Raw genomic sequence first — 12,383 nt, forward strand, 5'->3', positions numbered from 1 at the left:
AAGTGTCATCGAGACGACGGTATAGAGTGTCTTCAACACCGAGCACCAAGCGGTTAACGCGGATGTAGCGCAGCTGGTAGCGCATCACCTTGCCAAGGTGAGGGTCGCGGGTTCGAATCCCGTCATCCGCTCAGTCCCGAAGGCCCCGTATCCACAAAAAGCGTGGATACGGGGCCTTCGCCGTATCACCCGGGGGGCCGAGCCCCCCGGACCCCCCACGGTGCGGTCGGTGCGGTTGCGAGGGTGGGGGCTTTGTAGCTTGCGGAGCAGGCCGTGGAGGCGCGGAGCTTGCGGAGCAGGCCGTGGAGGCGCGGAGCTTGCGGAGCAGGCGGGAGAGGCGCGGAGCAGGCGGAAGACGCGCGGAGCCAGGCGGAGGTTTTGACCGCTGGGTTATAGCTCGTAGGTGTCCAGCGCGGTGGGGGCTACTGGGGACAGGTGCGGGTCTTTTTGTTCCGTTACCTGGCCTCTTGCCATTCGGTACACCTGGAACGCGTTGTCGTGTTCTGGGTCTTGGTCGTCCCAGATGTGGAGCAGGCCGTAGGAGCCGGGGGCCAGTTCTCCTACTCGGGCGAAGGTTTCCAGGAGCTGGGGGGTGATGGCTCCGCCGTGTTTGTCTAGACCACCCAGATGGAGCATGGGCAGGCCTTCGCTCCAGCGGAGGTCCACCAGGTCCAGCAGGGTCGCGTTCTGCAGGGAGCGGTGGACCCGTTCCACCAGGCGCTCCAGCAGAGCTGCGTCGTCGTCGCCCGTTGCGGTGGCGGCGATGGTCACCCAGCCGTGGTATTCGAACACGTGCGAGACGGTAGCAGCGGACCTCGCTCAGCGGGTCAGCGCAGAGGGCTGGCCGTCCCGGCGCAGCTGGTTCGTGAGGATGCCGTCAGCGTGCTTTTCCACCGCGGGAAGCAGTTTCTCGCCGAAGACGCACAGGGTGCGCTCCCACGGGTGGCCCAGCGTGCCGTAGCTGAAGTCCTCGGCAAGGAACAGGTGGTAGTCGCCGCGCGGGAAGACCGAGACCGGCCACGGCGTGTCCGGCCGCATGCGGTGCGGCCAGAACTTGAACGACTGGTGCTGCCAGTGCAGCACCCACAGCCACTCGTCTTCGGCGGTGATCTCCTGCAACGCGGCCAGCACCGCGCGGGCCACGTCGTGCTCTTCCACCGCGTACGGGCCCAGGCGGAACTCGGCCGAGGCGCGGTCGTACTCGCCGGTCGACAAATCCCAGGCAGCCGACGGACTCGGCTCATGGAAACCGGGCCAATCGTGCGCGAAGGTGCTCGGCCAGAACCTGAGCTTGTCGTGCACCCAATACCAAGCGGGTTCGTCGGCCACTCGCGAGAGCGGCTCCCAGGCTGCAGCAGCGTTCACTTGTCGACCTCGAAGTCATCGACCGGGCTCGAAACTGCCGAAAGCTTCGTGTCCGGGGCCAGGATTGTCCAGTCCACTGGAGCCGAGCGCCAAGCTGTCACTCGACCGGGTGGCCCGCGGACCGGGGAGAACGCCCCCGGTCCGCAGGTTCCTTACCCGAGACCCCCGCCGGTCATGCACGCCAGGCGTTATGCGGCACGCCACAGCGTGACGAACGCCGACGCCTCGCTGAACGCCCACGGCCGCAACCGCTCCCGGTCCCGCGCCGACAAGGTGAACTCCTTCGCCCGGCGCACGTCCACCACCAGCGCCTCCCCGCCCGGCAGCAGCTCCGGCATGCCCTCGGTGAGCAGCCACAACGCGAGCTGCGCGGCGTCCCGGGTGAGCGGCTCCTCCTTGAAGTACAGCCAGGTGGCGAACCGCCGGCCGTTCGACTTCCGCAGCCCCAGCTGCGGGCTGATGCCGATCTCCAGCTCACCGAGCGAGAACTTCGCCCGCCCGACCTCGATCAGCTTCGGGTCGCGCCTGCCGAGATAACGCAGCCAGCCCTCGGCGATGGCGGCGTAATGCGGCCGCGTGCGCTCGTCGGCGTTGTTGACCAGCGCCCGCATGGCGACCTCGTCCTGGCGCGCCGCCCGGCCGGCCCGGACCGCGTTCGCCGCGCGTCGGTAGTAGTTGAACGCCGCCCGCGCCGGATCCTCGTACAACCGGCGCTGCCTGCGGACGAACGACGAACGCGACGGGCCCTTGCTGGCGCTGTACCCGACGAACGTGGGCAGCGTGACGTATGCCGACTTCGGAGCACTCATGGGCGGCCGCCTTCCGGTGGATGGTTTCCCCAGTACACGGCCAATTTTAGAACATATGTACGACAGTTTTTGCCGCTTAACGGGTGACCGGCGGCCAGGGACCGGCCAGTACCGTCCGCGCCTGCTGCAGCACCTGTTGCTCGCAGTAGCTGACCGGCGTGACGTCGGTCGGGATCCAGGTCGCGAGCATCGCCAGCCACTGGCGCAATTCGGACAGGGCGACCGGCTGGCCGAGCCGTCCGTCGAGGGCTTTGACGCTCTTCGCCGCTTCCGCGAGCGGGACGTCGCCGCGCACCATCTCGCCGAGGTGTTCACCCATCAGCTGCCACTGCGCCGCGGTCGCGTCGGCTGGGAGTTCGATGCCCAGCTCCTCGACCACGTGCGAGAAGGCGACGGAAACCGCCTGGTGATTGCGGTGGTCGAGCCCGGCGAGTTCGGGAAGGGACGGAGCTTCGAGGCCCTCGCCGACGGCCCGAGCCCCGGCCTCGACGAGTTCGGCAGCGGTGATGTCGAGACCGGCGAGCCGATCCACGGCAAGGGCGGCGAGCGCACCGCGCGCGGAGGACATGCTCCCCATCGTACGGAGACGCGGCGATTTCCCGTCCGCCGCGAACCGGGTGCCTGATCTGGGCTGATCTTGCGCACCTGAGCCCCACGGAGCCGGGGCGCGTGGAACACTATCGCCCGAACCGGTGACAGGGGGTTGCGTGATGAGCTGGCAGGAAGAGCTCCGGCGCTTGGACGCGGAGTTGGCCGCCGGTCGCCTCGGACACGCCGAACACCGCCGCCAGCGCGACGAACTGCTCGCCGAGGCGTCGGGCGGCGGGGCGGCTTCGCCAGTGGCGTCGCCGTTGCGGCAGGACAGCGGATCCCCGACCTGGAGCGCCCCGGCTCCCCAGGCGACTCCCGGCGCGGACGGCCAGCAAGCCCCGAGCCCCTCCACCGAGAGCAGCACGCCGGAACCAGCGGGCACTCCGCACACCATCGCGACGATGACCGGACGCGGTCCGTTCGACGACCCGACGATCGTGCGCCGGGTAGGACCGGACGTAACGGTTTCGTCGAGCACTTCGTCCACGGACACCGCCGCACCTTTCTTCCCCCCGCCGCAAAGCCCGGCCCCGCCGCCGAGCCAGGTCACCCCGCCCGCACCGCACCAGCCCCAGCCGCAGTTGCCCGCGCAGCCGGGGACCTGGCCGGGCGTGGCTCCCGTGCAGTGGCACACCCCGGGCCAGCAACCGGGCCAGCAGCAACCGAGCCAGCCCGTCGTCGGATGGGCCAGCACCAACCCGGCGATGCCCGCACCGGAACCGCCCGCGGTGGAGTCGTTCCTGAACTCCGCGACGACGGCCCCCTCGGCCGAGAAGCCCGCCTTCTCGCACACCCCGGGCACCCCGTTCTCCACCGACCGCCCGACCACCGCGCCGAGCCCCGCCGACGACCGGCCCACCGCGGTCTTCGGCGCGATCCCGGCGAACGGCGCCCAGCCGGAGCCGCGCCGCCTCTGGGAGGACGACGCCAAGCCGCGCCGGTCCAAGCCGACCTGGTTGTTCCTGTCGCTGGCCGTGCTCGTGGTGCTGGCGCTGGTCGCCGGCGGCATCTGGTTCCTCGGCACGAAGAACGACGCGAACGACTCGGCAACGCCGCCGCCCGCTACCGCGTCCGCGCCGAACACCCAGCCGGCCTCGCTCGAGGACAAGCTGCCCGCGCTGCCGGGCACGCCGAGCCCGGAAAACTCGACCATGGCGCTGGACAAGGCGGTCCAGGCCAAGGCCGTCTCCGACGCCGACGCGAACCTCATGCGCGCGGCGGGCGCGGACCAGCTCGTCTACCACGCTTACGGCAGCCCGGACGGCGGCACGACGCTGATCGCCGTCCCCACGCCGTCCAAGGCCCAGGCCGGTCAGCTCGTCCAGGGCCTGCGGCAGAACCTCGTCACCGGCGGCTTCGACAGCAGCCCGCTCGGCCCGGCGGCCACCGATCTGCTCTACACCGGAAGCAGCCCGGCCGGACGCGTGCTGGCCTTCTGGTACACCTCCGGCGGCGTGTCGGTCGGCATCGGCGTGTCGGGCCCGGTCGGCCAGGATCCGGCGGCGCTGCGGTCCCGGATGGAAGAGATCCGCGCGAAGGTCGCCGCCGCGCTGCCCGCCAGCTGAACATTCCCCAGCGCACAAGGCGACCCGCCAGGTCACGTGGGGTCGCACCCGTGCACAATGTCCCACGTCGTCACACACAATCGGGTAGCGACGACGCATTGACCGTCGCCATGCCGACAGATAAGGGGGGCCCTGGTGTCCTGGCAGGAGGAGCTGCGCCGGCTGGACGAGGAGCTCGCGTCAGGGCGACTGTCCGCGGACGACTATCGCATCCGGCGTGATCAGGTGCTGTCCTCGGCCGTCGGCCAGCAGGACCAGCCCGCTCCGCCGCCGCCGAGCCAGAGCGCGGACTCGACCCAGGTGATCGCCCCGGTCAGCCCGCCCGGAGGGGTGCCGCAGCCGCCGCAGGCCCCGCAGCAGCCGCCCGCCGACGGCGGCGCCGAGCGCACCCAGGTCGTGCAGTCGTGGCAGACCCAGCAGCCGCCCGCGGACGCCGGTCCCGAACGCACCCAGGTCGTGCAGCCGCAGCAGCACCAGCCGCAGGCGCACTACTCCCCGCCCGGCGGGTTCCCGCAGGGCACGGCCTCGCCGCCGGCGGGCTTCCCGCAGCAGCAGCCGTGGAACGCGGCCGAAAGCGACCAGACCCCGCCGTGGGGCGGCGGCGATCTTCCGCCGCTCGGCCCGTCCGGAGGCGACTCCGAATGGGTCCGCCAGGGCCCGGAGTACTTCAGCGACAAGCCGAAGAAGAGCAATGGCAAGAAGATCGGCGCGATCGTCGGCGCGGTCATCGTGCTGGCCGGCATCGCGTTCGGCGCGTACTGGCTGTGGGGCCGCGACAGCGGAGGCGGCGGCACCCAGCAGACCACCGCGCAGCACTCGCAGAGTTCGGCCGCGCCGAAGCCGCCGGACCCGCTCGGCGTCGCGAGCATGCCGGGCAAGGCCGAGACGCACGACGACGTCACGTCGTTCTCGCAGGTCGACACCCTGAAGTACCTCAACCCGCAGGAACTGAGCGCCTACCAGGCGGCGGGGGCGTCGAAGGTCAAGTTCGTCGTGTACCACCTCGACGACGGCAACCTGATCACGCTGTTCCTCGCGCAGGCCAGCAGCCCGACCGCGGCGAAGACCGCGGCCGAGAAGCTGATGGAGGTCCAGGTCACGAACGGGGCCAAGCGCGACACCACCGCGCCGAACGGCGTTTACGCCACCGCGATCGACCCGAAGGAAGGCCAGTCGGCCCAGTCCCGCGGGCACTACTCGCACGGGAACGTGATCGTCCGCGTCGAGGTGTCCGGCAAGGTCGCCGACCAGACGAAGACCGACTTCACCACCGCGCTGAACCAGCAGCTCACGGTGCTGACCGCCGATGCCTGAGCCCGGTACCACCGCCTGCACGATCGTCGCCCGCAACTACGTGCCGGCCGCGCGCGTGCTGGCCCGCTCCTACCTCGAGCACCATCCGGGCGGCCGCTTCGTCATCGCGGTCATCGACGCCCCGCGCGATCAGTCGGACCGGGCCGGCGACGGGCTCACCGTCGTCGGCCCGGCCGCGTTCGGCATCGACGAGGACGACTACCTGCGGATGGCGACCGCGTACTCGGTCACCGAACTCGCCACGTCGGTCAAGCCGTACCTGTTGCGGGAGCTGCTGAAGGAGTCCGAGGCCGCGATCTACCTCGACCCGGACATCGAGTTGTTCGCCCCGATCCCCGAGGTCGCCGAACTCGCCCGCGAGCACGACATCGTGCTCGCGCCGCATTTCCTGACCCCGTTGCCGCAGGACGGCCTGGAGCCGGACGACGCGGTGATCATGGGCACCGGGATGTTCAACCTCGGCTTCATCGGCGTCGGCCGCGGCGCCGGGCCGTTCCTCGACTTCTGGGCGGGCCGGCTGCGCCACGACGCGATCGTCGCGCCCGAGCAGCAGCTGTTCACCGACCAGCGCTGGGTCGACCAGGTGCCGTCGCTGTTCCGGCACCACGTCGTCACCGACCCCGGATTCGACGTCGCCTACTGGAACCTCCACGAGCGGCCGATCGGGCGCGCCGAGGACGGCACCCTCACCGCGGGCGGCGCGAAACTGCGGTTCTTCCACTTCAGCGGCTACCGGCCGGAGAAGCCGTGGCTGCTCAGCTTCCACTGCGCACGCAAGCCGCGCGTGCTGCTGTCGCACAACGACGACCTTCGGGCCATCTGCGATTCGTACGGCACGAAGCTGCGCGAAGCGGGGTACGCCGAGTCGCTCGACTCGATTCCGTACGGCTTCAAGGACTTCCAGGACGGCACCCCGGTGCCGAAGCTCGCGCGGCGCGTGTTCCGCGAGGGCTGGATCAAGGCGGAGCGCAAGAAGAAGCCCGCGCCGCCGCACGCGTACGGCGAGGACGGCGGGCAGGCGCTGCGCGAATGGCTCGCCACCCCGGAGGACCAGGGCCAGGCCGCGGCCGGGTTGAACCGGCTGACGCACGCGATCTGGGCGTCGCGGATCGACCTGCAGATGGCGTTCCCGCATCCCTACGGCGACGACGCCGAGGCGTTCCGGCACTGGTGCGCCGGGTCCGGCGTCTCCGAGGCCGGCCTGCCGGAGTGGGCGCTGCCGTCCGAACCGGTCGCGACCCGTCCGCCGCACGACGAGTTCGGCGTGAACCTGCTCGGTTACCTGACCGCGGAGCTGGGGCTCGGCGAGATGGGCCGGATCGTGCTCGAGGCGATCGAGACCGGCGGCGTCCCGGTGGTCACGGTGCTGGAGGAGAAGGCGGTTTCGAACCGCACCGGCATCGAGCGGCCGGCGACGGTCGGCGACCCGCGGTTCCCGGTCAGCGTGTTCGCGGTGAACGCGGACCAGACCCGCACGATCCTGACCAACCATCCCGAGGTCGGAGCCGGGCGCTACCGGATCGGGCTGTGGGCGTGGGAACTCGAGGATTTCCCGCAGTGGCAGCACGAAGCGTTCGGGATGCTCGACGAGGTCTGGACGGTCAGCGACTTCTGCCGCCAGGCGTTCGCCGCGCATTCGACCATTCCGGTCAAGACGATCCCGGTGCCGGTGCGCGATCCGGGCGAGCCCTCCCCGCCCGCGCGCGAAAAGGGCGAGCCGGTGCGGTTCCTGTTCGCGTTCGACTTCAACAGCGTCGCGGAGCGCAAAAACCCTTGGGGCGCGGTCGAAGCGTTCCAACGCGCGTTCCCGGGCCGCGAGGACGTCCGGCTCACCGTCAAGGCGATCAACGCGAAGCTGCACCCGCAGGCCGCCGAACGGCTGCGCGCGGTGGTCCGCGGCGACGACCGGGTCGAGCTGATCGAGCGCTACCTCAGCGTCGCCGAACTGCACGAGCTGTACGAGACCAGCACCGCGTACGTTTCGCTGCACCGCAGCGAGGGCTTCGGGCTCACCGTCGCCGAGGCGATGGCGCGCGCGATGCCGGTGATCTCGACGGATTACTCCAGCACCACGGAATTCCTCGACGCGTCCACCGGCTGGCCGATCCCGTACCGGCTGGTGCCGGTCGGCGAGGGCAACTACCCGTACCACGCCGACGCGGTCTGGGCCGATCCCGATCTGGACGCCGCCGCGGCCGCGATGGTGCAGATCGCCGACGACCCGGCCGAGGCGACCGCCCGCGGCAAGCGGGCGCGCGAGGTCATCCTGCGCGAGCGGTCGATGGCGACCGCGGCCGAGTGGATGCGGCGGGAGCTGGAGCAGGCGCACCAGACGTGGCAGGAGCGGCAGCGCGCCGCGGCACCGCCGCCGGAGCACCCGCTGAGCCCGCTGCAGCAGGCGACCGAGGCGTTGCGCTGGCGCCCGGAAGCGGACACGCCGTCGCGACTGCCGCTGGCGCCCGCGCTGCGCAAGGCCGTGCTGCGCGCGATCGACCACTACGACGTGCACCAGCGGCACGTGATGGGCGCGCTGCTCGCGGCCACCGAGGACAGCAACCGGCGGTTGCTGGACCGGATCGAAGCGCTGGAACGCAACATCGACGAATCGCGCCGGGCCGCGCTGTCCACGCGCACGCTCGGCGAACGGCTCGAAGCGTTGCGCGGCACGGTCAACGAGTTGCGCCACCAGGCCCCGGAAACGGCTCTCGCGCTGCGCAATCTCGAAGCGGACGTGGCGAAGCTGGCCGAGGGTTACGACGGCGTCGGCGCGGAGGTCGAAGCCGCGGCGGGGACCGTGCACAAGATGTTCGCGCGCCGCGACGAACGGCTCGACGCCGACGAGAAGGCCATCCAGCGGGTGACCCTCGACGTCAGCGCGATGCGCGACGCGGCCCGGCTCCGGCACGCGCCGGTGCCGCGCGGGGCGGACGTCGTCCAGTGCGACGTCGGCGCGCTGCTGATGCCGATTGACGAGGTCATGCTCCCGTGGATCCTGTTCCACCGGTCCTGGGAGGACAGCGAAGCCGAGCTGATGGCGTCGCTGGCCAACGGCGCGTTCCTCGACATCGGCGCGCACGTCGGCTACCACACGCTGCGGCTGCTGCGGGCCACTCCTGAAGTGACCCGGGTGATCGCGGTGGAGGCCGACCCGGTCAACGCCTCGTACCTGCGCCGCAACGTCGAGGTCAACCTGCCTCCGGCGGCGGGCGAGCTGGTCACCGTGGTCGAATCGGCCGCGTGGGACGAGCCCGGCACCGTGCACCTGGCGCAGGCCACCCCGGGCAACAGCGGCGACAACCGCGTCACCACCGACGGTTCCGGCGTCGAGGTCCCGGCGGTGCGGCTGGATTCCGTGCCCGAGGTGACCGAGCAGCGGATCAGCCTGGTGAAGGTCGACCTGCAGGGCCGCGACCACCGCGCGCTGGCGGGGCTGGCCGAGGTGCTGCGCCGCGACCGGCCGCACGTCGTGTGCGAGTTCGACCCGGGCGCGATCGCCGAGCTGGGCGACGACCCGGCCGCCGTGCTCGCCGGGTACCGCGCGCTCGGGTACACGCCGAAGGTGGTCACCGACGACGGTCCGGCCGACCAGGTGCTCGAAGACTCGGCGATCATCGCCGCGGCCAAGGCGGACGAGAAGGAATTCGTCACGCTGTGGCTGGCACCCTGACCTGATCGCGCACGTGGCGGCTCAGGGCGCCACGTGCGCGATGGTCAGCAGGAACGCGCCGTACCAAGCGCTTCCGATCGTGATCACCGGCAGCAGCACCGCCAGTACCCGGTTAGGCAGCTTCGCCAGCAGGAGCGCGACCGGCACGGTCAGCACGAACGCCGGAAGCAGAAACCGCGGACGGGACTGGAAGAAGTTCGAGGAACACAGCGCGATCACCACGGTGAGCGTGCCGTAGATCTGCCACGGCAACGGCAGCCGCGTCGCCCAGGTCCAGAACTGCAACACCACCGCGGCGAGCACGACGAGCGCGGTCACGGTGATCCAGCTCGCCTCGTCCGAGGTCAGGCCGTCGCGGACCTGGAGCCAGGTGAAGACGCCGAAATCGAAGCGCATCCGCCAGGCGGTCTGCAGCCAGAACCAGCCGTCCGGACGGCCGGTCTGGATCCAGACGTAGCCGAGGTAGCCCAGCAGGCCGAGCGGCGCGAGCAGCCCGCCGGCCCACGGCCGCCAGCCGTCGCGACGCTGGAAAACGGCGATGAGCGCGGCGATGCCGACCGCGGCGATCAACGCGCCGGAACTGGCCCGGGTCAGCCCGGCCAGCACCGCGAGTCCGCCGGCGGCCAGCCATTCGCGGCGGGAGAGCAGGACGAACGTCCAGGCCACGAGGGCCATCAGCAGCGCTTCCGAATACGCCAGGTGCAGTGCCGTCGACCCCGGCCCGATCGACCACAGCACGGCGACCAGCAGTCCCACGCGCGGTCCGGCCAGGTCGCGGCCCAGCACGAACAGGCCCCACGCCGCCGCGCATCCGGCCAGCAGCGAGATCGTCATCCCGGCCGCCAGCGGCGGGATCCCGACCAGCGTCAGCAGCGCCACCGTCGCCGGGTACAGCGGGAAGAACACCAGGCTGTTCTCGACCGGAAGCCCGTCGACGCCGATCGTGATCGGCTGGTCGTAGCCGTGCTGCGCGACCGTGACGAACCAGTTGGCGTCGAAATCGTCGATGAACCGGCCTGGCGACACGTCGGCCTTCCAGCTCATCATCCACAGCACGCCGAACGCGACGAGCTGGAACAGCAGGTACAGGCTGATCGCCGGGACGGCTTGGCGGAAAGCGGCGCGCAGGGTCGGCGGACGCTCGACGGCCCCGTCGAGACTGGACTGCTGCACGCTCCCCGAACTCCTGAGCTACTTCGTGAAAAACGGACGAATTTCTGTCTGATCGTACCTGCCGGCTACATAATCCGAGGCCAGAACGGGTGTTGTGACGAATCCCGCGCCGGCCGCCAATTGCGGGGAGTACGCCCGGGCCGGGGGTACGAGGCGGTAACCTTCACGAGGTTGCCGGTAGCGGAAGACGGGGGTGAGCACGCTGGCCGAGCCGAATTCCGCTGCTCTGGCCGAACCGTCGCCCGCACTGCCGAAGAAGACCCGGATCGTCTTCATCGACATCGGCCGCGGCCTCGGCGCGCTGCTGGTCTTCTACAGCCACATCGCCCATCCGTGGGTCATCGCGAAGAACGACAAAGCCCCGTACATCGACTTCATCGAGGCGCTCACGAGCGACCCGATGCACATGGCGAAGCAGGGCATCGGGCAGATCGCGGTGCCGTTCTTCTTCCTGGTCAGCGGTTTCGTCGTGACGCCGATCGCGCTGCGCCAGGGTACCGGGCGATTCGCGCTCAACCGGTTCATCCGGGTGTACGCGCCGATGCTGTTCGTAGTGCTGCTGACGGCTTTCCTGCTGCTGGTGAACCTGCACCCGCCGTCGACCGGCCAGGCGCAGACGCTGAACCCGCTCACCGTCTTCACCAACACCACGCTGGCCAACTACCTGATCTATCCGCAGGTCGTGCTGGTGCCGGTGGCCTGGACGATGATCGTCGAGGTCATCTTCTACCTGCTGCTGATGGCGGTGCTGCCGCTGCTGCGCCGATGGGTGTGGCTCGCGATCGCGGTCGAGCTGACGTTCATTTTCGTGGTGATGATGAGCCGCTCGCAGCTCGGACCGTCGTGGTCGCTGTTCGCGGTGAACGTCTCGTACCTGCCCGCGATGGTGATCGGCCAGATCATCTGGGCGACGACCAAGAAGCAGATCCCGCTCTGGACCGGCGCGCTGTACGGCGGCTGCGCGTGGTCGCTGTACGTGCTGGCGGACGTGATCAACGTCGGCCGCGTGGACAGCTCGTACAACCTCGCGCTGGCGTTCGCGGTCACCTGCTTCCTGATGGGCATGTTCGCCGAGGACCGGCTGAAGCAGCGCAAGATCTGGACCATGCTGTCCGAGCGCAGCTATTCGATCTACCTGCTGCACATGCTGGTCACGTTCGTGCTGCTGCAGCTGCTGCGCCCGGCGGTGCCGCTGCCGATCGCGCTGCTGATCGTGATCCCGGCGGTGTTCGGCGTGGTCGAATTCAGCTACCGGTTCGTGGAGCGGCCGAGCCACTCGCTGGCGCGGCGGTTGTCGCACCGGCCGAAGCCGCCTCCGCCCGCGCCGGAACCGCCCGCCCCGCAGGTGGAACCGCCGGTCGAAACGCCGGGGGAAGAGACTCAGTACGTGGACGCCGCCGAGGTGACCACGGAGATCCCGAAGATTCCCGCCGGACCGCTGCCGCCGCGGCGTCCGGCGCCTCGGCCGCGTCCGGTGCCGAACGGGCAGTTGCCGAGGAACGGCGCTCCGCTGCCGAACGACGCTCCGCGGGTCGGCCAGCCACGCGGGATGGCCCCTCGCGCGAACGGCGGCGCGCATCGGGCGCGTCCGGTCACCGAATCCGGCGTCGACCGCACCGCCGAACCGCCGGTGCGCCGCGCGATGCCGCCGCGCCCGCGTCCGTCAGCTCCGCCGGAGCTGCGCTACCAGCCGGACCAGGAAAACCAGGGCCAGCGCGGCGACCAGGACGATTTCCCACGCCACCCGAACTCCTTCCGCCACACCCCTCGCTGAGAGGTGATGCTCTTCCGGTAGGGCGCGCGAAGGTGGGAGGCGTTCACCGACACGGCGTAAGTCACACTCCCGGCTTAGCTCACCCGTGCGAGGGCTCGTGAGTGGCTATGCCGGTTAGAACCGGC

The 12,383-nt window shown here is 70.4% G+C and carries 9 protein-coding genes and 1 tRNA gene; 5 read left to right on the forward strand and 5 right to left on the reverse strand.

Features of this window, described 5'->3' with window-relative positions; genetic code table 11:
* The first annotated feature begins 58 nt into the window (after window positions 1-58).
* Window positions 59-131: transfer RNA gene (locus tag F9C12_RS23105), tRNA-Gly, on the forward strand.
* Window positions 132-390: 259 nt separating this feature from the next.
* Here F9C12_RS23105 and F9C12_RS23110 read toward each other — a convergent pair.
* The 4 genes from F9C12_RS23110 to F9C12_RS23125 form a co-directional block, all read right to left on the reverse strand.
* A complete protein-coding gene (locus F9C12_RS23110) occupies window positions 391-792 on the reverse strand; it encodes an Imm7 family immunity protein (RefSeq protein WP_409183944.1) in 402 nt (133 codons plus the stop codon).
* A gap of 27 nt (window positions 793-819) precedes the next feature.
* The gene (locus F9C12_RS23115) at window positions 820-1,302 is read right to left on the reverse strand and encodes a DUF2716 domain-containing protein (protein ID WP_409467057.1); all 483 of its coding nucleotides are present in this window, start codon (window positions 1,300-1,302) and stop codon (window positions 820-822) included.
* A 251-nt stretch (window positions 1,303-1,553) separates the two neighbouring features.
* Window positions 1,554-2,174: a hypothetical protein gene (locus F9C12_RS23120; RefSeq protein WP_409461823.1), complete on the reverse strand. Its 621-nt coding sequence runs from the start codon at window positions 2,172-2,174 to the stop codon at window positions 1,554-1,556.
* 76 nt (window positions 2,175-2,250) lie between these two features.
* Complete coding sequence (locus F9C12_RS23125) at window positions 2,251-2,742, reverse strand: hypothetical protein (protein WP_409183946.1); 492 nt, start codon at window positions 2,740-2,742, stop codon at window positions 2,251-2,253.
* A 142-nt stretch (window positions 2,743-2,884) separates the two neighbouring features.
* On the opposite strand from F9C12_RS23125, the gene F9C12_RS23130 reads away from it, so the two are divergent.
* From F9C12_RS23130 to F9C12_RS23140, 3 genes are all read left to right on the forward strand, one after another.
* The gene (locus F9C12_RS23130; protein ID WP_409461824.1) at window positions 2,885-4,330 is read left to right on the forward strand and encodes a hypothetical protein; all 1,446 of its coding nucleotides are present in this window, start codon (window positions 2,885-2,887) and stop codon (window positions 4,328-4,330) included.
* A 135-nt stretch (window positions 4,331-4,465) separates the two neighbouring features.
* Window positions 4,466-5,644: a hypothetical protein gene (locus tag F9C12_RS23135; RefSeq protein WP_409461825.1), complete on the forward strand. Its 1,179-nt coding sequence runs from the start codon at window positions 4,466-4,468 to the stop codon at window positions 5,642-5,644.
* On the forward strand, window positions 5,637-9,311 hold the full coding sequence (locus tag F9C12_RS23140) for an FkbM family methyltransferase (RefSeq protein WP_409461826.1): 3,675 nt from the start codon (window positions 5,637-5,639) through the stop codon (window positions 9,309-9,311). Before F9C12_RS23135 ends, F9C12_RS23140 begins: the two co-directional genes overlap by 8 nt.
* 21 nt (window positions 9,312-9,332) lie before the next feature.
* Here the strand turns inward: F9C12_RS23140 and F9C12_RS23145 are convergent, their stop codons facing one another.
* A complete protein-coding gene (locus F9C12_RS23145; protein ID WP_409461827.1) occupies window positions 9,333-10,484 on the reverse strand; it encodes a hypothetical protein in 1,152 nt (383 codons plus the stop codon).
* Between the two features lie 193 nt (window positions 10,485-10,677).
* Between F9C12_RS23145 and F9C12_RS23150 the strand changes: the two genes are divergently transcribed.
* Window positions 10,678-12,258, forward strand: a complete 1,581-nt coding sequence (locus F9C12_RS23150; protein ID WP_409461828.1) for an acyltransferase family protein — start codon at window positions 10,678-10,680, stop codon at window positions 12,256-12,258.
* Window positions 12,259-12,383 lie beyond the last annotated feature (125 nt).

The sequence above is a fragment of the Amycolatopsis sp. GA6-003 genome (assembly GCF_046267895.1).
In the GTDB taxonomy this organism is placed as follows: domain Bacteria; phylum Actinomycetota; class Actinomycetes; order Mycobacteriales; family Pseudonocardiaceae; genus Amycolatopsis.

Bases quoted from the DNA above. Each gene is read 5' to 3' on its own strand.
- F9C12_RS23120 (WP_409461823.1), bottom strand. From the start codon at position 2,174: ATGAGTGCTCCGAAGTCGGCATACGTCACGCTGCCCACGTTCGTCGGG.
- F9C12_RS23125 (WP_409183946.1), bottom strand. From the start codon at position 2,742: ATGTCCTCCGCGCGCGGTGCGCTCGCCGCCCTTGCCGTGGATCGGCTC.
- F9C12_RS23130 (WP_409461824.1), top strand. From the start codon at position 2,885: ATGAGCTGGCAGGAAGAGCTCCGGCGCTTGGACGCGGAGTTGGCCGCC.
- F9C12_RS23140 (WP_409461826.1), top strand. From the start codon at position 5,637: ATGCCTGAGCCCGGTACCACCGCCTGCACGATCGTCGCCCGCAACTAC.